The sequence below is a fragment of the Streptococcus mitis genome, from assembly GCF_003944325.1.
In the GTDB taxonomy this organism is placed as follows: domain Bacteria; phylum Bacillota; class Bacilli; order Lactobacillales; family Streptococcaceae; genus Streptococcus; species Streptococcus mitis_CW.
In genome coordinates this window covers 1-22,598 of the sequence record NZ_RJPX01000032.1, presented here as the reverse complement: position 1 = coordinate 22,598, position 22,598 = coordinate 1, and the positions used below count along the sequence as shown (strand labels likewise).

Below are 22,598 nucleotides of genomic sequence, written 5' to 3'. Positions count from 1 at the left end.
ATACAGATTTTGGGAGATCCAAATATTATCCGAGTAATTTTATAAGCTATGCAAAGCGTGCTCAACATATTTTTGATAAAATTAGTCCAGATACTAATAATTTGATGTTAGCACAATTAAAAAATAGAAAGAAAAAAATTGAGAGTGCGCTAGGGTATCGAATTCATTCTCGAATAGAAAAGAGTAGTAAATGAAAAATGAATCACCTAAATATAGATTTGATAAATTCAATCAGAATTGGATTATTGTAAAGGTTAGTGATATAGCTGGTCAGTACAAAACTGGGGGCACTCCAAGTACAAAAAAGCCGATTTTTTGGGAAGGTACTATACCGTGGATTCAGTCATCTGATATTCAAAAGGATACACTATTTGGTGTTATACCTCAAAAATTTATTTCTGAAGAGGGATTACGAAATTCATCAGCAAAATTAATTCTTAAAAATTCTATTGCTATTGTTACAAGAGTTGGTGTCGGGAAATTGGCTATTATAGATCAAGATTATGCAACAAGTCAAGATTTTTTGTCTCTTTCAGATTTGAAAGAAGATACTAATTTTCTAGTCTATAGTATATATAGAATGCTGCAAAAAGAAAGTACACAGCAGCAAGGAACTTCAATTAAAGGAATTACGAAAGAAGACTTACTTTGTAAGAAAATAAGTCTTCCAAAGATTGAAGAACAATCCGCTATCGGCTCACTCTTCTGCAACCTAGACGAACTCCTGTCTAGTTATAAGGACAATCTTGCTAACTATCAATCTCTCAAGGCGACCATGCTTTCCAAGATGTTTCCAAAAGCTGGAAAGACAGTTCCTGAGATTCGTTTAGATGGATTTGAAGATGAGTGGGAGAAAGGAACAATTGGAGAATTTGGCTCTTTCTATTATGGAAAAAGTGCACCGAAATGGTCGGTGACTGATGAGGCAACAACACCGTGTGTACGTTATGGCGAGTTGTATACAAAATTCTCCACAAAAATAGATAAAATATACTCGTACACATCGATTCCTAAAGAAAATTTGAAATTGAGTTCTGGTAATGAGGTATTAGTACCTCGGGTTGGTGAAAATCCATTAGATTTTGCAAATTGTAGTTGGTTGTCACTGAAAGATGTTGCAATTGGTGAAATGATTTCCGTATATAATACACCTAACAATCCGTTGTTTATCGCATATTATTTTAATGCAAAAATGAGAAAAGAGTTTGCCAAACGAGTTGAAGGTGGAAGTGTAGCAAATCTTTATTACACATACTTAGAGAATATTTCAATATCTGTACCATCTCTTCCTGAACAACAAGCCATCGGCACTTACTTCTCAAACCTAGATAACCTCATCAACTCTCACCAAGAAAAAATTTCTCAGCTAGAAACACTCAAAAAGAAACTTTTACAGGATATGTTTATTTAAGGAGGAATCATGTATAGATCTATTAAAGAATTAATTGAAAATATAGAATCCGAAAAGAAAAGACTTCAAGATATCTTTAGTCAATTAGCTGATTATGAAAAAAAAGCATATGAGAATCAATATCAGCAAGTAGATAATGATTTTTCATCTCTTATTGATTTGATTAATAACGAACTAGATGATGAGTTTTTATCTGAGGATGTGACAGAAAAGTATAAAAAACTACGTGAGAATTGGTTAAGAAATATATTTAGTTGTCATGGTAGTGATGTTTATACGTATGAAATAAATCTACCTCAAATTTTAAATGATTTTAAAGCAATTAAACTTTTCTCTTTCATTGCTAAAATAGATTCTACGACTGTTATTATAGGGGCTAACGGAGCAGGGAAAACTAGTCTTATTAATGAATTAAGAAAGAATAGTATAGATGAGATGTATGTCTTACCTGCTCAAAAACTATTGTATTTTGTGTCTAATACCCACAATCGTAATGGAATTACTAAAGAAAAATATATTCAAGATTTGAAAGAGGTGAATATTAAATATGACACGATTGAAATACAGACTCACCAGATTGAAGATGATTTTTCGGGCACTTTTACTAAACTGATAACACTGTGGGTAAAAGATTTTGCAAAAGTAATGACTGATAATGCTAGGGGAGTAGGAGAGGTGTCCATTGCTTTATTGGACAGAGTGGAGCAAATATGGAATCAAATTTTCCCAGACATAACATTTTATCCTGAATCTGATGATAGAGTTTTAGAAGTTGTAAGAAATGGAGATAAATATAGTATAAATGGCCTTAGCGATGGGGAACGCTGTGTATTATTTTATATTGGTAACGTTCTTCTTGCTCCAGAAAATAGCTATATTGTGGTTGATGAACCAGAAACATTTCTAAATGGCGCAGTCTATAATGAATTATGGGATTTGCTCATATCAGAACGTCCTGACTGTCAATTCATTTTTGCTTCACATAACATGGACTTTGTTCAATCAAGAACTAATGCAACCTATATATGGTGTAATAAATTTGAAGCACCTTATGACTTCGATTATGAACAATTGGAAGAATCTCAAGAATTTCCTTTATCCATATTAGCAGAAGTTTCTGGTACAAGGAAACCAATACTATTTTGTGAGGGAACTAAAACTAGTATAGACTATCAGATTTATTCTAAACTATTCAGTGAATTTTGTTTTGTAAAACCAGTTCAAGGACATAAACAGGTCATCCAGCATACAAAAGCCTATAATGATTTACAACTTTTACATGGTAATACGGCATACGGTATTATAGACAATGACTGGATGAATAAAAGTAGTATTCAAGAGCAAAAAGAACAGAATATTTTTGTTCTTCCATTCAATGAAGTAGAGATGATGCTTGTTGATGAAGCAGTCGTGAAGTCATGCTTACATTTTGATGATGACAAAGAAAAACAACAAAAATTTGAAAACCTTCAACAAAGTATCATTGAATCTTGTAAAGAAAAGAAAGATAAAATAATAAGTATTGCCTTGAAAAAAAGACTCGATGAATTTATGGAAGGTAACTGTATTCAAAATAATAAACCTACTAAAGAAGATGTTGAAGAATTTTTAAAAAATTTAGTAAATAAATTTGATGCATCTTCAACGGTTGATAATATAACTTCTATCGTTGAAGCAAGTTTGGATTCATCTGATTTTTCAAGGATATTAAAGATTTGTAACTTAAAAAATGAAATAATTAATCATAGAGGAAACACGAAAATAGTTCCAAACTTTAAAGATAAAGCTTTAAGACGTATTGCATTGGATAATGATTTACAGAAAAAATTACGTCATAAATATTTTGAAGAATTAGAAATGAAACTATTGAAGCAGTAGATAGATTTTTGAATTAATAAAAAGAAAGAAACACTATGGAAACAACACAAACTTCCCAGTCGCTTTACCAAGCCCTGTGGAACTCAGCGGATGTTCTCCGCTCTAAGATGGATGCCAATGATTACAAGTCCTATCTCTTGGGTATGGTCTTTTATAAGTATCTGTCAGATAAGATGCTCTTTTTCGTGGCGGAGACTATGGAGGAGGGTAGTGAGAGTCTAGAGGCTGCTCTTGAGGTCTATCGCAACTACTATGAGGATGCGGCCACCCACGAGGATCTTCTTGCAGTTATGAATGACGAACTCAACTACAGTATCAAGCCTGAGTTGACATTTACGGCTCTAGTAGCGCGTGTCAATGAAGGGACTTTCCAGTTAGAAGATTTGGCTCAGGGCTTTCGAGATATTGAGCAGAGTGACGGCCTATATGAAAATCTCTTTGAGGATATCGACCTTTACTCTAAAAAATTAGGAAAAACTCCTCAAAAGCAAAACCAAACGGTGACGGCAGTTATTAAAGAGTTGGCTGTGCTAGATGTGGCTGGTCATGCTGGTGATATGCTGGGGGATGCCTATGAGTACCTGATCGGTCAGTTTGCGACTGACTCGGGTAAGAAGGCTGGTGAGTTCTATACACCTCAGCCTGTTGCCAAACTTATGACTCAGATTGCCTTTTTGGGTCGTGAGGATCAACTAGGTTTTACCATCTATGATGCGACTATGGGTTCTGGCTCTCTCTTGCTCAATGCCAAGAAATACTCTCACAAACCACAGACAGTGGTCTACTTTGGTCAGGAACTCAATACTTCGACCTATAACTTGGCTCGGATGAACATGATTCTACACGGTGTTCCTGTTGAAAATCAATTTCTCCACAATGCCGATACACTGGATGAAGACTGGCCGACTCAGGAACCGACCAACTTTGACGGTGTTCTCATGAACCCTCCATACTCTGCCAAGTGGTCAGCAAACTCTGGATTCCTGAATGACCCTCGTTTCTCTCCTTTTGGGAAACTGGCGCCCCAGTCCAAGGCTGATTTTGCCTTTCTCTTGCATGGGTATTACCATCTCAAGCAAGATAATGGAGTTATGGCTATCGTCCTTCCTCACGGTGTTCTCTTCCGTGGCAATGCGGAGGGGACCATTCGCAAGTCCTTGCTAGAAGAAGGGGCTATTGACACAGTTATCGGTCTACCTGCCAATATCTTCTTTAATACCAGCATTCCGACAACGGTTATCATTCTCAAAAAGAACCGTACCAATCGTGATGTCTACTTTATCGATGCTTCTAAAGAGTTTGATAAGGGGAAAAACCAGAATATCATGACGGATGTTCATATCGACAAGATTCTGGAAGCCTACAAGTCTCGTAAGGAGATTGATAAGTTTGCCCATCTAGCAAGTTATGAAGAAATCGTCGAAAATGACTATAACCTCAATATCCCTCGCTATGTGGACACCTTTGAGGAGGAAGAAGTCGAGCCACTGACAGATATCGTCAGCAAGATTAACACGACAAATGAAGCAATCCAAAACCAAACCGCTTCCCTACTCGAAATGCTCGGTCAACTACGCGGAACCACACCAGAAGCCGATGCTGAACTCAAAAAGTTTTTGAAAGAGTTTGAAGGATGATGGGGAGTCGGCTTTGTATATCAATTGTAGAGTATTTGAACACTACGGCTTTGCATCCTCATTGCTTAATAGATATGTGAATGTTGAGTAGGAAATAGAATTGGTTTTCAAATAATAGAGAAAAAATTAGAAAATAAATCAAAAAAAGTCATGTAAAATGACTTTTTTTGATATAATTAAGATGAGAAAAACTAAGGAGTCCGAAATCATGGTAAAATTAAGGAGTCTCATCATAGAGAATATTAAGAACGTGCAGTATGGAGTTATTGATTTTCAAAATAAATCTGACTTTATCAATGTAACGGGAATTTATGGTCAGAATGGCTCTGGGAAAACAGCTGTTGTAGATGTATTTGAAGTTCTATCTGCCTTGATGAGAGGAGAGTCTATTCCACAACATACAAAAGGGATTTTTAATGCCATAGACCAAGTAGGGGAAAATGCGATTACTTTAGAATTAGAAGTCCCAGAAACCTATATCATTCGATATAAAGTCGAGTTTGTTGCAAGTGAACCTACAGGCGTGCAAGATGTAATGGTTGTAAAAGAAGAACTTGCCTATAAACCTCTGGAATCTGGGGCTAGATACCGCTATTTACTGAGATATGAATATGAGGGAAGTAATTTTGATACAGAGCAACCGCGACATACGGGCTATTTAAAATCTCAAAGAAGTATTATGGGAAAGGACGCAGTTAGTGTTTTAACAAAGACAATTATTGATGATAATCGTTCCTTTGTTTTCTCAAAAGAATTAGTAGGATTTATTTATACTTCAAGTAAGCAAGATTTATCGACGCTTGTTGAAATTTATAATGTCATTCAAGACTTTTATCAAAATTTGAGGATCTTCACCCAAGAGTTATCTAGTTTGAATAGTAGTGGGGTTACTCCTATCACAATTAACTATCAGAATCGTGACTCTCATGTGAGTTATCAGGGGATTATCCCTATGTTTCTTCAAAGTGGAGGAACTTCTATAAATGAAGAAATTTATAGTGTTTATGAGAGTACGATTGACTATTTGAATGAAATTGTTCCCATTATTATCCCTGACTTGCGACTTGAAATGGAAGCAAGTGAGATAGAGATTCGAAGTGATGGACAAAAAATAAGAAATGTTAGTTTTATTTCCAATCGTGCAGGTAAAAGATTCTCTCTAAAACACGAATCTGAAGGGATTCGTAAAATTATTAGTATGCTTGGTTTTTTGGTGGAAGTATATAATAAGGAGAATATTATCGCTGTCATTGATGAATTGGATGCAGGTGTATTTGAATATCTACTAGGCGAGTTGATTGAAATTTTTTCTGAAAGTGCCAAAGGACAACTCATTTTTACTTCTCATAATCTACGTGTACTAGAAAAACTTCCTTCCTACAAGGTTGTGTTCTCAACAGCTTGTCCGACAAATCGTTATATCCGTCTAACTGGCATTAAGCCAAGCAATAACTTAAGAGATATTTACTTGAGAGGAATTCAGCTGGGTGGACACGAAGAAGAATTGTATCAAGGAGTCTCTAATAGTAAAATTAAACGAGCTTTGAGAAAGGCAGGGATAAAGCTTGGCGAATAAAAGTAGAAAGGTTATTCTAGTATTTGTAGAGGGAGAATCCGATGAGACTGTTGTAGGATTTGTAACAGATTCATTAGTAGAACGATTGGAGAATATGCATATCACACTAAAGGTGATGTATGGAGATGTCTTTTCAGATAGGAGATATTCTACCTCGTCTGGAACGAAAATTGCAAGTGATAGAATTTGCGAGGTTCTTGCTACAGAAAAATGGGAAGTAAGTGATTTACTGTTTGTTGCCTTTGTAACAGATACAGATGGCATGTTTATGAATCCAACTTCTTTAGTTGTAGACGATTCTATGGAAGGGACAGATTCATTTCAATATGATTTACAAACTCGGAGGCTACTATTTTCAACGACGAAGAAGAAAATGGATATTATTGAAACGAGACAGAGAAAGGCAAGGCATGTCAATCAGTTGATTAAAGATGGGACTTCCTTGTTGGTTAAGCGGAAGTTGGTTCAAACTTTTGTGTATTATAATTCTGTTAATTTGGAGCATGTTTTATTTGGCAAGATATTACCAAATCATGAAAAAATAGGTGCCGCTGATGATTTGATAGACCAGTATGAAGAAAAAGGCGATGCAGGAGTAGAAGAGATTTTAGCACTTTTCCAAAGCAGATGCCCGACAGACGATTACGAACAATCATGGCAATTTATAAAACAAAATGAAATGACGAATGGATATTCTAATTTAGCGTTATTGTTTGACAAGATTCAGAATTATAAATAACATCCTGACAAACAGTTTGTAGTCCAATAAGTTCAATAGAAATATAGGAGGTCAGCAATCACTATGACTAATAAAATTAATGAATACAAAGATCTGATTGCTTTTCATCCAGGTCAGTATGTTGAAGAGTTGATTGAAGAGTATAACGTAACGCAAAAAGAATTTGCAGAGTGTTTAGGAATTTCTGAAATGGAGCTCGGTAAATTAGTGAATGGTGAGGAATCGATTAGTAATGATATTGCTCGGAAGTTAGCAAAGGTCACTAATATCTCGATGATAACTTGGCTCAATCTTCAGAATGCTTACGATGTAAAAGTGACTGAGTTCATAGAGTAATCGTGGTATAATGTGAATTATGAATAATAACAACCAACGTGCCCTTTGCCAGCAACTCTGGGCTAGAAATAAATACCTCGTTTTGAGCTATTCCAGTAACATATACAATGAGCTTCGCCAGTATCTCAAGCAAGAAGTGGTGGAACTGAGTAAGGTTCAAGAGATGATTGACCGCGCCTGTCAAATCCCAGAACACAGGGGTCAGGTTTGCAATGCTTTTCAGCATATTTGGGGATATTTCAAAAAGAAAGCGACAGATGTTGAGCGCAAAGACTATATGCTCTTGCTGGATCGTTACCGCTTTGGTCAGGCTTCCAAGGAAGATGTAATCGCTAAGACTCGAGACTTGCTTGAACGCTATCCAAATACCTACTTGCAACATTCGACGTTACTGAAAGGAGACTCCCGTGAGACTTTGGCATGAGGTTTTGATTTCACAACTTCCCCGTCCTCAACTTTTGGGACAACACCGAGAATGCTGCGCCCTTCGTGGTAATGGCTGGGGCAGAAAGCATGCGACGGTGGACTATGTTTTTACCCACTCGCCCTATCGTCTCTATGCCTATCATCGCTTGATCATGGAGGAGATGGCTAACCGTGGCTACAATGTCAGTCCAGAGTGGCTGGACAAGAACTACCGTGGTAAGACTTGCCCTCTCTATGAAGATTTAGCAGAGGAGAAGTTGACTAGTCCTATATATAGCGAACATGACGACGCCTACTATGAGGAATGTCTGGCTAATCTCCGAGAGAAGGGAATAGAGCTGGAATAATAGTAAGGATTGCCTTCAATTTATAACTCTTCTCGTAATTTTTTCGAATAATAAAGATGAGACCTTTGGAATTTTTCTAAGGTCTTCTTTTTATAAATGTTAGGATTTACTTTTAATAACTTTTGAGTTATAATTTAATTAGAAAGAGGTTGCTTGGTGCATACGATTTACTTCTATAAGGACAAAAATGGAAATGAGCCAGTCTTGGATTATATGAGAGAATTGGCTAGTCAGAAAAGTAAGGATAGCCGCATCAAACTCAATAAATTAAATGACTATATCGAGTTGCTCAGTCAGCATGGGACGAGAGCTGGGGAACCCTATATGAAACATTTGGAAGATGAGATATGGGAACTAAGACCTCTGAGAGATCGAATTTTATTTGTAGCGTGGCTTGATGGGAGTTTTGTCCTTTTACATCATTTTGTCAAAAAGACTCAGAAAACTCCTAGGAGAGAGATTGAAAAAGCCAAGCGTGAACTAAAGGACTTAAAAGAAAGAAGGTTAAGTGATGAAGAATAGTGCTATTGGTAGTAATTGGAAGGATGTCCGATCTGAACTCTTTACCAAGGAGGAAATTCTTGAAAGTGATATGCGAGTGGCTATCATGAGTGAGTTGATTGAAGCCAGACATGAGCAAGGCATCAGTCAGAAAAAGCTAGAAGAACTTAGTGGAGTAAGCCAGCCTGTTATAGCTAGAATGGAAACAGGAAAGACTAGTCCTCAGTTGGATACAGTCTTGAAAGTTTTAGCCAGTTTAGGAAAGACACTAGCAGTCGTCCCACTTGAACAGAAAAAAGGTTGATAGGGATGAAATTACTTGGTTGGCTAAAATCATCCACTGGATAATTTTACCTCCCGTCCGCACTTTTCAGGGAAATATCAGAATTACAAAAGAAAAATCAACCTATAGTCTTTTCTAATAACAAGCCATAGTCACTTATAAGAATTACTAATAACACGTCTGACCAGTCTAACTAAAATACAGCGATAAAACAAGCTACAAAAAGGATTTGAGGCAGTTGTCTCAGGTCCTTTTCTTTTGTTCAAAACAGAGATATAGTTTCAAACTATATCAAAGCCTAATTTTTTACAATTATACAGATGATTTCTTTTCTGTTAAGATAGTTTCAACAACAAATTTTGGAGGACACATCATGTCAACTACAATCATCGGTTTCCCTCGTTTGGGCGAATTCCGCGAATTAAAATTTACAACTGAAAAATACTTTAGAAAAGAAATCTCAGAAGAAGAACTCCTTGCTGCAGCAAAAGACTTGCGTGCTAAACACTGGAACATTGTCAAAGAAAAAGGCATCACTGAAATTCCATCAAATGACTTTTCTCACTATGACAACTTCCTAGATGCAGCTTTCCTTTTCAATGTGGTACCTGCTTCAGTTCAAAACTTGGACTTGTCTGACCTTGAGCGCTATTTCGCTTTGGGACGTGGTTATCAAGGAGAAAAAGGGGATGTTCGTGCCCTTCCAATGAAAAAATGGTTTAACACCAACTACCACTACATCGTTCCTAAATTTGAAAAAGACACTCAAGTCAAACTTGCAGGTCACAAAATCTTTGATGAGTTTCAAGAAGCTAAAGAACTTGGATTGAACACTCGCCCAGTTCTTGTAGGTCCATTTACTTTCCTTCAATTGTCAGACTTTGAAGAAGGTGTGAAAGCAGAAGACTTCGTAGACAGCTTAGTTGTTGCTTACCAAGAAGTTTTTGCTAAATTGGCAGAACTTGGTGCGACTCGTATCCAATTGGATGAAGCTGCTCTTGTCAAAGACTTGACAGCTGAAGAAAAAGCTCTCTTCTTGAACCTTTACAACAAACTTTTGGCTGACAAAAAAGGTCTTGAAGTATTGCTTCAAACTTACTTCGGAGACGTTCGTGACGTTTACGCTGATCTTGTGAACTTGCCAGTAGATGCTATCGGTCTTGACTTCGTTGAAGGTAAGAAAACTCTTGAATTGGTTAAAGGTGGCTTCCCAGCTGACAAGACTCTTTATGCAGGTATTGTCAATGGTAAAAACATCTGGCGTAACAACTACGAAAAGAGCTTGGCTGTTCTTGAGCAAATTCCAGCTGAAAACATTGTCTTGACAAGCTCATGCTCACTTCTTCATGTGCCATTTACAACAGCTAATGAAGAATTTGAACCAGCTATCTTGAACCACTTTGCCTTTGCAGTTGAAAAATTGGATGAGATTCGTGATTTGGATGCTATCCGCAATGGTCAAGGTGAAGAAGCACTTGCAGCTAACAAAGAACTCTTTGCGACTGAGCGTGTTGGTGAAAATGCGGAACTTCGTGCGCGTATCGCTGGCTTGACAGACGCAGACTACACTCGTTTGCCAGCCTTTGCAGAACGTGAAGCTATTCAAGAAGAAGCTTTCAAACTTCCAGCTCTTCCAACAACAACGATCGGTTCATTCCCTCAAACAAAAGAAGTTCGTGCGAAACGTTTGGCTTACCGTAAAGGTGAATTGTCTCAAGAAGAGTACGACGCTTTCCTTGCTGAAACGATCGATGAATGGATCAAATGGCAAGAAGATATCGACTTTGATGTCCTTGTTCACGGTGAATTTGAGCGTAATGACATGGTTGAGTACTTCGGTCAAAACTTGTCAGGTTACCTCTTCTCTAAAAATGGTTGGGTACAATCATACGGTATGCGTGGGGTGAAACCACCAATCATCTGGGGTGATGTAATTCGTCTTAACCCTATCACTGTTAAATGGTCTAGCTATGCACAAAGCCGTACAAACAAACCTGTTAAAGGTATGTTGACTGGACCTGTTACCATCCTCAACTGGTCATTCCCACGTGAAGACATCTCTATCAAGGATTCTACTCTTCAAATCGCCCTTGCTATCAAGGATGAAGTACTTGACCTTGAAGCTGCTGGTGTGAAAATCATCCAAATCGACGAAGCTGCTCTTCGTGAAAAATTGCCACTCCGTCGTAGCGACTGGTACGAAGACTACCTTGACTGGGCTATTCCTGCCTTCCGCTTGGTACACTCAACAGTAGCATCAGACACACAAATCCACACTCACATGTGTTACTCAGAATTTACAGATATCATTCCAGCTATAGACAACATGGATGCGGATGTTATCTCATTTGAGGCAAGCCGTTCAAACCTTGAAATCTTAGACGAACTCAAAGCGAAAAACTTCCAAACAGAAGTAGGACCTGGGGTTTACGATATCCACTCACCTCGTGTGCCAAATGAAGGCGAAATCGACAATACAATCGAAGCTATCCTTGCTAAAGTGCCAAGCAAGAAAGTTTGGATCAACCCTGACTGTGGTTTGAAAACACGTGGTATTCCAGAAACAAAAGAAAGCTTGATTCGCCTTGTTGAAGCAGCTAAAGCTGCGCGTGAGAAATTGTAAGATAGGATTTCTCTAGAAGCACTGTTTGGTCAATCTGCCTGTTTCACTTGGATTCTAGGAATCCAGCTAACGAAAAAAATCAACTAGAAAAGGATAAGACTATGTCACGCCAAACACCGTCACTCTCATTTGAAGTGTTCCCTCCCAACCCAGCCGTGGGTAATGATAACATTATTTCTGCTCTTCAAGATATGCAGGAGTTGGCTCCCCACTTTATCAGTGTAACTGCCAGCAATAATAAATTTAATATCAAGGAAACGACGGTCCGTTTGGCTGACTTTATCCAAAATGATTTGGCGATTCCGACTATTGCTCACTTGCCAGCTATCTATTTGACTAAGGACAAGGTTGCTGAAACCATTGCCGACTTGGACAAGGTTGGGGTGCAGAAAATCTTGGCTCTTCGTGGGGATATTATCCCTAATGTGGAACCACAAAAGGATTTCCGCTACGCAACCGACTTGATTGAGTTCATCAAGGAACAAGCTCCTCACTTTGATATTGTTGGTGCTTGTTATCCAGAAGGGCATCCAGATTCACCAAATCAGATTTCAGATATCCAAAATCTCAAGAAGAAAGTAGATGCAGGTTGTTCGAGCCTCGTAACTCAGCTTTTCTTTGACAATGAGCGCTTCTATGATTTCCAAGACAAGTGCATATTGGCTGGGATTGATGTTCCTATTCATGCAGGGATTATGCCAATTCTGAATCGAAATCAGGCTCTCCGCCTCTTGAAGACTTGTGAGAATATCCATCTTCCACGTAAATTTAAAGCCATCTTAGACAAGTATGAGCATGACCCTGAGTCGCTCAGAGCAGCAGGACTTGCCTATGCAGTGGACCAAATCGTGGACTTGGTAACTCAGGATGTCGCAGGTGTGCATCTCTACACCATGAACAATGCTGAAACAGCAAAATACATCCACCAAGCAACCCATGCCTTGTTTAATCATCAGTCTCTAGGATAATAAAAAGCAAACCATTCTTCTCAGGTGAGGGGAATGGTTCCTTTTTAATGGTAAAGACCGCACTTTTTAAGAAAAATATGATAAAATAGACTCTGTACGTACTTGATACAAAGATGAGGGTATTAAAAAATACAATGCATTTAAACTGTAAGGATTAGCGACACGAACGAGTCAAATCGATGTTATTTGACGAGAGAGTTAGTAAAGCATTTAGCTAATTGCCTGATAGCGATTAGCGTGAAAGGATTAGATACTTTAGTATCAAAACTTTCTAATGATTTGTATCTTGAGTAATTGAACCCGGCCGAAAAGCTGTGTAAAAAAGATAAACTGTCTTGTCTTCATTGAAGACTTCGTCAGTTTCCTATTTTTACTTTGCTTTTGACGTCCTTGGTATCTTGAGTAATTGAATTCGCCTACAACTCTGTGGAAAAAGATAAATCTGCCTAGGAGCAGTCGCTCCGTCGTCCGATTTCCTATTTTCCTTTGAGTTGCTTAACGGCTTTGTATCTTGATCTTTGTAGGCAAGACGTATAATATTATCAATCCAAAGGGGATTAAAATGACAAAACAAGTGTTTCAAACGACTTTTGCGGGTCGTGAGTTAATTGTAGAGACTGGTCAGGTTGCTAAGCAAGCAAATGGCTCTGTTGTCGTGCGTTATGGTGAGTCAACTGTCTTGACTGCGGCCGTGATGTCTAAGAAAATGGCAACTGGGGATTTCTTCCCACTTCAAGTCAACTACGAAGAAAAAATGTATGCGGCTGGGAAGTTTCCTGGTGGCTTTATGAAACGTGAAGGACGTCCTTCAACGGATGCAACCTTGACAGCGCGTTTGATTGACCGTCCAATCCGTCCTATGTTTGCGGAAGGTTTCCGTAATGAAGTCCAAGTCATCAACACTGTGCTTTCTTATGATGAAAATGCCTCTGCACCAATGGCAGCTATGTTTGGTTCATCATTGGCTCTTTCTATCTCAGATATTCCATTTGACGGGCCAATAGCTGGTGTTCAAGTGGGTTATGTAGATGGTCAAATCATCATCAACCCTAGTCAAGCACAAGCAGAGCAATCGCTGCTTGAATTGACAGTAGCTGGTACCAAACACGCCATTAACATGGTAGAGTCTGGTGCTAAAGAATTGTCAGAAGAAATCATGTTGGAAGCGCTCCTTAAAGGGCACGAAGCAGTCAAAGAATTGATTGCTTTCCAAGAAGAAATCGTTGCAGCAGTTGGTAAAGAAAAAGCAGAAGTAGAATTGCTTCATGTGGACGCTGAATTGCAAGTTGAAATCATCGCAGCCTACAACAGTGACCTTCAAAAAGCGGTTCAAGTAGAAGAAAAATTGGCCCGTGAAGCTGCAACTCAAGCAGTGAAAGATCAAGTCACAGCCGTTTACGAAGAAAAATATGCGGATCACGAAGAATTTGACCGTATCATGCGTGATGTGGCTGAAATCTTGGAACAAATGGAACACGCTGAAGTGCGTCGCTTGATTACAGAAGACAAGGTTCGTCCTGATGGTCGTAAGGTCGATGAAATCCGTCCTTTGGATGCGGTTGTTGACTTCCTTCCTCGTGTGCACGGTTCTGGTCTCTTCACTCGTGGACAAACTCAGGCTCTTTCAGTCTTGACCTTGGCTCCGATGGGAGAAACTCAAATCATCGATGGTTTGGATCCAGAGTATAAGAAACGCTTTATGCACCATTATAACTTCCCACAATACTCTGTAGGGGAAACTGGTCGTTACGGTGCGCCAGGTCGTCGTGAAATCGGTCACGGTGCTCTCGGTGAGCGTGCCCTTGCTCAAGTATTGCCAAGTTTGGAAGAATTCCCATACGCTATCCGTTTGGTAGCTGAGGTCTTAGAATCAAACGGTTCTTCTTCTCAAGCCTCTATCTGTGCGGGAACTCTTGCCCTTATGGCTGGTGGTGTGCCAATCAAGGCTCCAGTAGCTGGTATTGCCATGGGTCTGATTTCAGATGGAAACAACTATACAGTCTTGACAGATATCCAAGGTTTGGAAGATCACTTTGGAGATATGGACTTTAAGGTTGCAGGTACTCGTGACGGGATTACAGCCCTTCAAATGGATATCAAGATCCAAGGGATTACTGCAGAAATCTTGACTGAAGCTCTTGCCCAAGCCAAGAAAGCGCGTTTTGAAATCCTTGATGTGATTGAAGCAACCATTCCAGAAGTTCGTCCAGAATTGGCTCCAACTGCTCCGAAAATTGATACTATTAAGATTGATGTGGACAAGATTAAAATTGTCATCGGTAAGGGTGGAGAAACCATCGACAAGATTATCGCTGAAACAGGCGTTAAGATTGATATCGACGAAGAAGGAAATGTATCTATCTACTCTAGCGACCAAGATGCTATTAACCGTGCCAAAGAAATCATTGCTGGTTTGGTTCGTGAAGCTAAGGTGGACGAAGTTTACCGTGCTAAAGTCGTTCGTATCGAGAAATTTGGTGCCTTTGTTAACCTCTTTGACAAGACGGATGCCCTTGTTCATATCTCTGAAATGGCTTGGACGCGTACCAATAATGTCGAAGACTTGGTAGCAATCGGGGATGAAGTTGATGTTAAGGTGATCAAGATTGATGAAAAAGGACGTGTGGATGCTTCTATGAAAGCCCTTCTTCCTCGTCCGCCAAAACCTGAACGTGATGAAAAAGGTGAAAAATCAGAACGTCCTCACCGCCCACGTCATCACAAGGACCACAAATCTAAGAAAGAATTTACAGAAACACCAAAAGATTCAGAATAAGAAAAGGAGAAATGTATGGGATGGTGGCGCGAAACCATTGATATCGTAAAAGAAAATGATCCAGCGGCCCGCACCACTTTGGAGGTTTTGCTGACTTATCCAGGTGTCAAGGCCTTGGCGGCCCACCGTCTTTCACATTTTCTCTGGAAGCACGGCTTCAAACTCTTGGCTCGTATGCACAGTCAGTTCTGGCGCTTTTGGACTCAGATTGAGATTCATCCAGGTGCCCATATCGAATCAGGTGTCTTTATCGACCACGGATCTGGCCTGGTGATTGGGGAGACAGCGATTGTTGAAAAAGGCGTTATGCTTTACCACGGAGTAACTCTTGGTGGGACTGGTAAGGATGTTGGCAAACGCCATCCGACCGTGCGAAAGGGAGCTCTCATATCAGCCCATGCTCAAGTTATCGGACCAGTAGAAATCGGTGAAAATGCCAAAGTCGGTGCTGCAGCAGTTGTTGTGGCAGACGTACCTAGTGATGTGACAGTTGTCGGTATTCCGGCTAAGATTGTCCGCCTTCATGGTAAGAAGGATGAGCCGGTCATTCATGAAGTCGAAGAAAAACGAGAGTACTACGTCAATAAACTCGAGCAGGCTAAAGATGCCAGTCACAGATCGTCTGGTTTGTAGAGGATGGCTATATGATTCAAGCAAGAAATAAGTTGAGCCAAGAGGAGTTATCTGAGGCGAAAAAACTAATTAACTGTTGTCAAAACTATGACGGTACCTATCGTGATCCTTATCTCTCTAACATGCTTAATTTTGATCCAAACATGCCCGCCTTTTTCCTTTATTATGAAAAAGGCGAACTTGTTGGTTTATTAACTGTCTATGCAGATGATCAAGATGTGGAAGTGACGATACTGGTTCATCCCAATCATCGCCGTCAGGGAATTGCGCGTGCTCTGTTTACGAGTTTTGAAAAAGAAACGGCTTCTTTCCCTATTCGTTCAGTCACTTTTCAGACAGAACGTATTTTTCTAGAACGTCATCCTGATTTTGTCAGTAACTGGGGATTGGTCGAGGATAAAGAGACAGAAACCTGGTTAGGTAAGGATAGAAGACCTTATCAGCTAGCAAAATTTTCCACTCTTGAAGTTTTGTTAGCAGATAGTTCGTATCAGGAGCAAATTAGCCAGTTAAAATTTCAGGCATTTTTAGAGGAACATGAATCGAGAGAAGTTGTGGATAGATATGTCGCTGAAGCCCTGAAGGATCTAGAAAGTTGCCTATATATTTTATTAAAAGACGGTCAGGTTATTGGAACTTGCACGGTAGATTTATCGACTAATACGAATTACTTCTATGGTTTGGCAATATCGGAACCTGAACGTGGGAAAGGCTATGGAAGCTACTTAGCAAAATCTCTAGTCAATCAACTGATTGAGCAAAATGATAAGGAATTTCAGATTGCAGTAGAAGACAGCAACGTAGGTGCCAAGCGCTTGTATGAAAAAATCGGCTTTGTCAAACAACCCCAGGTAGTTTATCTGAATGAGAAAGGAGCAAGGGATTCCGAAGTCTAGAGATATTCGGACTGAAATTCAATTGAATTCTTAGTAATGAAACTAAGTGTTCTTGGATTTTGGTTTTCCTGACTATTATTTTATGATTAAAATCTATGATACCATGTCTCGTGATTTGCGAGAATTTGTCCCAATTGAGGATGGTAAGGTAAAGATGTATGTCTGTGGGCCTACGGTATATAACTATATCCACGTGGGGAATGCCCGTTCAACGGTGGCCTTTGATACCATTCGACGTTATTTTGAATACCGTGGGTATGAGGTTGCCTATATTTCTAATTTTACGGATGTGGATGATAAGATTATCAACCGTGCCAAGGAAGAAGGAATCACGCCTCAGGAGGTTGCGGATAAGTACATCGCTGCCTTTCGTGAGGATGTGACGGCCTTGGGTGTCAAACCTGCGACTCGCCATCCTCGTGTGGTGGAGTTTATGGCTGATATTATCCGCTTTGTGGAAGACTTGATTGAAAAAGGCTTTGCCTATGAGAGTCAAGGGGATGTTTACTTCCGTGTGGAAAAATCCCACAACTATGCCAAGTTGGCCAATAAAACCTTGGAAGATTTGGAGCTAGGTGCATCAGGTCGTACTGATGAAGAAACAGCTCGCAAGGAAAATCCTGTAGACTTTGCACTATGGAAAGCTGCTAAACCAGACGAGATTTATTGGGACAGTCCTTGGGGACCTGGTCGTCCTGGCTGGCATATCGAGTGTTCAGTCATGTCGACAGAGATTTTAGGAGATACCATTGATATCCACGGTGGTGGTGCTGACCTTGAGTTTCCTCACCATACCAACGAAATTGCCCAGTCAGAGGCAAAAACAGGTAAGACTTTCGCTAACTACTGGATGCATAATGGCTTTGTCAACATCGATAATGTCAAGATGTCTAAGTCCTTGGGCAACTTTATCACCGTCCATGATGCCTTAAATACTATCGATGGTCAAGTGCTTCGATTCTTCTTTGCCACTCAGCACTACCGTAAGCCTATCAACTTTACAGAAAAGGCAGTACGTGATGCAGAGATCAATCTCAAGTATCTGAAGAATACTTATGAGCAACCATTTACAGGAACTGTAGATACTCAAGAATTGCAAGCCTTTAAAGATAAGTTTGTGGCTGCAATGGATGAAGATTTTAACGCTGCTAACGGTATCACAGTCGTCTTTGAAATGGCCAAGTGGATCAACTCTGGCAACTATGATGCAAGTGTTAAGCAAGCTCTTGCGAATATGTTAGAAGTCTTTGGAATTGTCTTTGTTGAGGAAGTTTTGGATGCAGAGATCGAAGTTTTGATTCAAAAACGCCAAGAAGCGCGTGCTAATCGTGACTTTGCGACAGCGGACCAGATCCGTGACCAATTGGCTGCTCAAGGGATTAAGCTCCTTGACACCAAAGATGGAGTGAGGTGGACACGTGATTGATGTCAATCTCATTAACGGGATTGCGTTAGCTTTTGAGGGGGACTCGGTGTATTCTATGTATATTCGCCGCCACCTCATCCTCAAAGGTATGACCAAACCTAATAAACTCCATCAAGAAGCAACCAAGTATGTGTCAGCCAAGGCTCAGGCTCGCCTGATTTCCCTTATGTTAGAGGAGCAAGTCCTGACGGAAAAAGAAGAAGAAATCTACAAACGTGGTCGCAATACTAATAGTCACACTAAGGCTAAAAATGCTGATGTGGTGACTTACCGTATGTCTACAGGTTTTGAAGCAGTCATGGGCTATCTCCATATGACTGAAAATCTGGAACGTCTTGAGAGCTTGATTTCGTGGTGCATCCAAAAAGTGGAGGGCTAGGACATGATGGCAAAAGAACTACAAGACTGGTTTCCTGAAGCTCAGATTTCAAACCAACCAGTAAAGAGAGAGGGCTATCTCACTTTCCCTTTAACTTCTCAGCAGTGGATTTTGCTGGAGGAAGCTGGACTTAGCGAGCGTGAAAAGCAGTTGGTTGCTCTTTTGACTCAGCAAGAGCAGGCTCGTTCGCTCAATCCTTGGTATTCTTATCTGATTGAGGGCAAGGGACAGGCACCGAAAACTTTTAAAAAGATTCAGTTGGTTTATTGCCATCTTTCCTATTTTCAGCAGGAAAATCTAGCTTCTTGGCTAGATATGATGCGGACTCTTTTTCCCAACTGTCAGACAGTGCTTCAAGTTGGAGCTCAGGATTATGTTTTCGTGCTTCAACAAGACAAATACACCTCTGTACGAGCTATCTTAAGTGATACGATTGAAGCGGTTGAGTATGACTTTGGATTGCGTCTGTCTATCATGTTAGGCCAGGTTTGGTCTCAGGCTGGACATCAAGCCCTATCAGACTTGATCAAAGCAGAGCGGGATTTGTTTAAGACTTGGTGGCGTCAGGGTAACCAAGGTGTTCATACCTTTTCACAACTCTATCTTTGGAGTATGGGGGAAAGACTTGTGGACTTGAAGACAATCAAGGACTGCCTGCACCAGATGATTTTGGATCAAGACCAGATTCAGGAAATCATTCTCTCTCTTTGGGAAAATAGTGCTGTTCTCACTAAAACAGCCCAGCAACTCTATCTGCACCGCAATTCTCTCCAATACAAGATTGATAAATGGGAAGAATTGACAGGCCTGCAGTTGAAGGAATTGACCGACCTGACCTTGTGTTATCAGTTGATTTTACCAGATATTCTCTAAAGTTTTGTGCAAGTTGCACAGAACTTTTTTATTTTTTTGGTCACCTTGCCATAGAAAAGTAAAGCGTTTTCATATATAATAAAACTATCAAAAGACAAAAGGAGTTCACCTCATGGTAGAATTAAATCTTAAAAATATTTACAAAAAATATCCAAACAGCGAACACTATTCAGTTGAAGATTTCAACTTGAACATCAAAGACAAAGAGTTCATCGTTTTCGTAGGACCTTCAGGATGTGGTAAATCAACTACTCTCCGTATGATTGCAGGTCTTGAAGACATCACAGAAGGTACTGCTTCTATCGATGGCGTGGTTGTCAATGATGTGGCTCCAAAAGACCGTGATATCGCCATGGTATTCCAAAACTACGCTCTTTACCCACACATGACTGTTTATGACAACATGGCTTTCGGTTTGAAATTGCGTAAATACAGCAAGGAAGATATCGATAAACGTGTTCAAGAAGCAGCTGAAATCCTTGGATTGAAAGAATTCTTGGAACGTAAACCAGCTGACCTTTCAGGTGGTCAACGTCAACGTGTTGCCATGGGTCGTGCGATTGTCCGTGATGCAAAAGTGTTCTTGATGGACGAACCTTTGTCAAACTTGGATGCTAAACTTCGTGTATCAATGCGTGCTGAAATCGCTAAAATCCACCGTCGTATCGGGGCTACAACTATCTACGTAACTCACGACCAAACAGAAGCGATGACACTTGCAGACCGTATCGTTATCATGTCAGCAACTAAGAACCCTGCTGGTACAGGTACTATTGGACGTGTAGAACAAATCGGTTCTCCTCAAGAAGTTTACAAAAACCCAGTTAACAAATTCGTTGCAGGATTTATCGGAAGCCCAGCAATGAACTTCATCAACGTGAAATTGGTTGGTAGCGAAATTGTTTCAGACGGTTTCCGCTTGAAAGTTCCAGAAGGTGCTTTGAAAGTTCTTCGTGAAAAAGGCTATGAAGGTAAAGAATTGATCTTCGGTATCCGTCCAGAAGACGTGAATGCAGAGGAAGCATTCCTTGAAACATTCCCAGAATCAGTTGTAAAAGCTACTATCTCTGTATCAGAATTGCTTGGTTCAGAATCTCACCTTTACTGCCAAGTTGGTAAAGACGAATTCGTTGCTAAAGTTGATGCTCGTGACTACTTGCAAACAGGTGCAACAGTTGAACTTGGATTTGACTTGAACAAAGCACACTTCTTCGATGTAGAAACTGAAAGAACAGTTTACTAAGATAAAGAAAATCAAAACACTGCTAGAAATCTGGCGGTGTTTTTTGGCGATTGAGTAGAAAAAACTCCAGGTAAATTCCAGGAGAATGTGGTTGGTTATTTGAACTTGAATCCTTCGTAAATAAGCTCTGCTTTTGGATTTTGTTTTTTAATTTGCTTGGCGATTGCCTTCATCATAGAAAGAGGACCACACATATAGACGCTTGCATGTTCAGGCATTTCTTCTTGCTCAAAATTAAGATAGCCATCTTTCCTACTGTCTACTAGATGGAGTTTAAAATTAGGGTTTTTCTGAGCATAGTTACGGAGCAAATCTAGGTAGACTGCATTTTCTTCTCCATGGAAGCTATAGTAGAAGTGAACCTGTTTATCTAAAATAGGATGTTCACGGATGTAAGAGATAAAGGGGGTAATCCCAATGCCTCCAGCAATCCAAACCTGATTTTCTCGTCCTTCTTCTATGATCATGTGTCCGTAAGCTCTATCTACGCTTACTTTGCTACCGACTTGAAGATTGTCATAGATATTCTTGGTATGGTCGCCTGAATTTTTAACAGTAAAGTAAAGAGTTTGACCATGACCTCCTGAGATAGAAAAGGGATGCGGAGCACTTTCAAAGCCTTCTTGGAAAATCTTTAGAAAGGCAAATTGTCCTGATTGATAGTTGAAAGGTCTGCTAAGATGGATTTGAATTTCTATAGTATCGTGATTTAAGCGTTTGAGATTGGTAATTTTCCCTAGATAGGGGAAGCCAATCTTTTGATAAAGGAAGATGATATAAAAACCAGCTAGCAAGCCTAAAAGGGCATAGCTACCAACAAGAAAACTTAGGAGATTAAATGTGAGGAGGCGATTGCCCATGATCATGTAGACATGAAAGAGTCCAAAAATATAGGCTAGGTAAACTAGGCGATGAATCCATCGCCAAGCTTCGTATTGGATGTATTTGCCTAAATAGGCGACAAGGATGATACTGACAAAGATATAGAGAGCAAGATTGCCAAACTGAGCGGCTAAGCGAGAGCCCCACAAACCGCCCATACTGAAGTTATGAAAGATTAGTAGGATGATGGAGAGAAAGGCTGTGAATTTGTGGATAGTGTAGACATTCTCCAAACCATGAAACCAGCTTTCTAGTAGTGGGAGACGAGTGGCTAGAATAAAAGTTAGAGATAGGCTTGTTAAAGCTAGTCCTGGAATCATGAATTGGGGAGAAGTGTTCATCCAAGTCAACATAGTCAAGACAAAACTAGTTATGATAAAAAGTATTCCTTTGAGTGATTTCATAAAAAAATTCCATTTCATTTAGATTTGATTTGTTGTAAATAATTTTGTTACATTTTATCATAGAAAAAGTATGGTGTCAAATTGAGGTCTATAAATATCTACTCTCATCAAAAAAACGTAACTTCTCAAAGCAACTTCCACTTGACTTGCCGAAGTGGAAATTAGTCTAAAACGGATTTTTATGGTGGAATTAAGTATGAGACGTTTGAGTTAGAAATGAGGCTCACTATGACAAAACATAAACACCTTACCCTTTCAGACCGTAATGATATCCAACTGGGCTTAGAGCGCGGTGAAACCTTCAAAGCTATTGGACAGTCCATTCTAAAAGACCCAACTACTGTCTCCAAAGAAGTCAAAC

Annotated in this window: 20 protein-coding genes and 2 pseudogenes; 21 read left to right on the top strand and 1 reads right to left on the bottom strand. The window is 39.7% G+C overall.

Translation table 11 applies throughout. The annotated features are described in order from the left end of the window. The 20 genes and pseudogenes from D8787_RS11695 to D8787_RS08590 form a co-directional block, all read left to right on the top strand. Positions 1–194, top strand: a pseudogene (locus D8787_RS11695) (RNA-dependent DNA polymerase); the annotation flags it as partial. Continuing rightward, the gene (locus tag D8787_RS08685; protein WP_125422916.1) at positions 191–1,411 is read left to right on the top strand and encodes a restriction endonuclease subunit S; all 1,221 of its coding nucleotides are present in this window, start codon (positions 191–193) and stop codon (positions 1,409–1,411) included. The pseudogene D8787_RS11695 and the gene D8787_RS08685, both read left to right, overlap by 4 nt. 9 nt (positions 1,412–1,420) lie before the next feature. Beyond that, complete coding sequence (locus D8787_RS08680) at positions 1,421–3,289, top strand: AAA family ATPase (RefSeq protein WP_125422913.1); 1,869 nt, start codon at positions 1,421–1,423, stop codon at positions 3,287–3,289. Between the two features lie 35 nt (positions 3,290–3,324). After that, entirely contained in the window at positions 3,325–4,926 is a 1,602-nt protein-coding gene (locus D8787_RS08675) for a type I restriction-modification system subunit M (protein ID WP_125422909.1), read from the top strand. A 208-nt stretch (positions 4,927–5,134) separates the two neighbouring features. Then, positions 5,135–6,502 carry an AAA family ATPase gene (locus D8787_RS08670; protein WP_125422905.1) on the top strand — a complete coding sequence of 456 codons (1,368 nt, stop codon included), beginning with the start codon at positions 5,135–5,137 and terminating at the stop codon, positions 6,500–6,502. Beyond that, entirely contained in the window at positions 6,492–7,241 is a 750-nt protein-coding gene (locus D8787_RS08665) for a hypothetical protein (RefSeq protein WP_125422902.1), read from the top strand. Before D8787_RS08670 ends, D8787_RS08665 begins: the two co-directional genes overlap by 11 nt. 63 nt (positions 7,242–7,304) lie before the next feature. Then, positions 7,305–7,574, top strand: a pseudogene (locus tag D8787_RS08660) (HigA family addiction module antitoxin); the annotation flags it as partial. Between the two features lie 22 nt (positions 7,575–7,596). Beyond that, on the top strand, positions 7,597–8,001 hold the full coding sequence (locus D8787_RS08655; RefSeq protein WP_125422896.1) for a YbgA family protein: 405 nt from the start codon (positions 7,597–7,599) through the stop codon (positions 7,999–8,001). After that, a complete protein-coding gene (locus D8787_RS08650) occupies positions 7,985–8,350 on the top strand; it encodes a TIGR02328 family protein (protein ID WP_125422893.1) in 366 nt (121 codons plus the stop codon). Before D8787_RS08655 ends, D8787_RS08650 begins: the two co-directional genes overlap by 17 nt. A 156-nt stretch (positions 8,351–8,506) precedes the next feature. Beyond that, positions 8,507–8,872, top strand: coding sequence for a type II toxin-antitoxin system RelE/ParE family toxin (locus D8787_RS08645; protein WP_125422890.1), 366 nt, complete (start codon positions 8,507–8,509; stop codon positions 8,870–8,872). Beyond that, positions 8,862–9,155: a helix-turn-helix domain-containing protein gene (locus D8787_RS08640; protein WP_185776784.1), complete on the top strand. Its 294-nt coding sequence runs from the start codon at positions 8,862–8,864 to the stop codon at positions 9,153–9,155. The genes D8787_RS08645 and D8787_RS08640 overlap by 11 nt, the downstream gene beginning before the upstream one ends. A 352-nt stretch (positions 9,156–9,507) precedes the next feature. Beyond that, the gene (gene metE / locus D8787_RS08635; RefSeq protein WP_125422887.1) at positions 9,508–11,757 is read left to right on the top strand and encodes a 5-methyltetrahydropteroyltriglutamate--homocysteine S-methyltransferase; all 2,250 of its coding nucleotides are present in this window, start codon (positions 9,508–9,510) and stop codon (positions 11,755–11,757) included. A 101-nt stretch (positions 11,758–11,858) separates the two neighbouring features. Continuing rightward, positions 11,859–12,725 (top strand): methylenetetrahydrofolate reductase [NAD(P)H], encoded by an 867-nt coding sequence (metF, locus tag D8787_RS08630; protein WP_125422884.1) that lies wholly within the window; start codon positions 11,859–11,861, stop codon positions 12,723–12,725. Between the two features lie 562 nt (positions 12,726–13,287). After that, complete coding sequence (gene pnp, locus D8787_RS08625) at positions 13,288–15,501, top strand: polyribonucleotide nucleotidyltransferase (protein ID WP_125422881.1); 2,214 nt, start codon at positions 13,288–13,290, stop codon at positions 15,499–15,501. A 15-nt stretch (positions 15,502–15,516) separates the two neighbouring features. Then, positions 15,517–16,134 carry a serine O-acetyltransferase gene (gene cysE, locus D8787_RS08620; protein WP_125422878.1) on the top strand — a complete coding sequence of 206 codons (618 nt, stop codon included), beginning with the start codon at positions 15,517–15,519 and terminating at the stop codon, positions 16,132–16,134. 11 nt (positions 16,135–16,145) lie between these two features. After that, positions 16,146–17,030 carry a GNAT family N-acetyltransferase gene (locus tag D8787_RS08615; protein WP_125422875.1) on the top strand — a complete coding sequence of 295 codons (885 nt, stop codon included), beginning with the start codon at positions 16,146–16,148 and terminating at the stop codon, positions 17,028–17,030. An 82-nt stretch (positions 17,031–17,112) separates the two neighbouring features. After that, positions 17,113–18,456, top strand: a complete 1,344-nt coding sequence (gene cysS, locus D8787_RS08605) for a cysteine--tRNA ligase (protein ID WP_125422868.1) — start codon at positions 17,113–17,115, stop codon at positions 18,454–18,456. Then, complete coding sequence (locus tag D8787_RS08600) at positions 18,449–18,835, top strand: Mini-ribonuclease 3 (RefSeq protein WP_125422865.1); 387 nt, start codon at positions 18,449–18,451, stop codon at positions 18,833–18,835. Before cysS ends, D8787_RS08600 begins: the two co-directional genes overlap by 8 nt. A 3-nt stretch (positions 18,836–18,838) precedes the next feature. Further along, positions 18,839–19,708 carry a helix-turn-helix domain-containing protein gene (locus tag D8787_RS08595; RefSeq protein WP_125422862.1) on the top strand — a complete coding sequence of 290 codons (870 nt, stop codon included), beginning with the start codon at positions 18,839–18,841 and terminating at the stop codon, positions 19,706–19,708. A gap of 112 nt (positions 19,709–19,820) precedes the next feature. Beyond that, a complete protein-coding gene (locus D8787_RS08590) occupies positions 19,821–20,951 on the top strand; it encodes an ABC transporter ATP-binding protein (protein ID WP_042901384.1) in 1,131 nt (376 codons plus the stop codon). A gap of 95 nt (positions 20,952–21,046) precedes the next feature. Here D8787_RS08590 and D8787_RS08585 read toward each other — a convergent pair whose 3' ends face one another. Continuing rightward, the gene (locus tag D8787_RS08585; RefSeq protein ID WP_125422859.1) at positions 21,047–22,237 is read right to left on the bottom strand and encodes a ferric reductase-like transmembrane domain-containing protein; all 1,191 of its coding nucleotides are present in this window, start codon (positions 22,235–22,237) and stop codon (positions 21,047–21,049) included. Positions 22,238–22,465: 228 nt separating this feature from the next. Here D8787_RS08585 and D8787_RS08580 point away from each other — a divergent pair. Next, the coding region (locus tag D8787_RS08580; RefSeq protein ID WP_142999764.1) for a helix-turn-helix domain-containing protein at positions 22,466–22,598 on the top strand (133 nt) is incomplete at its 3' end.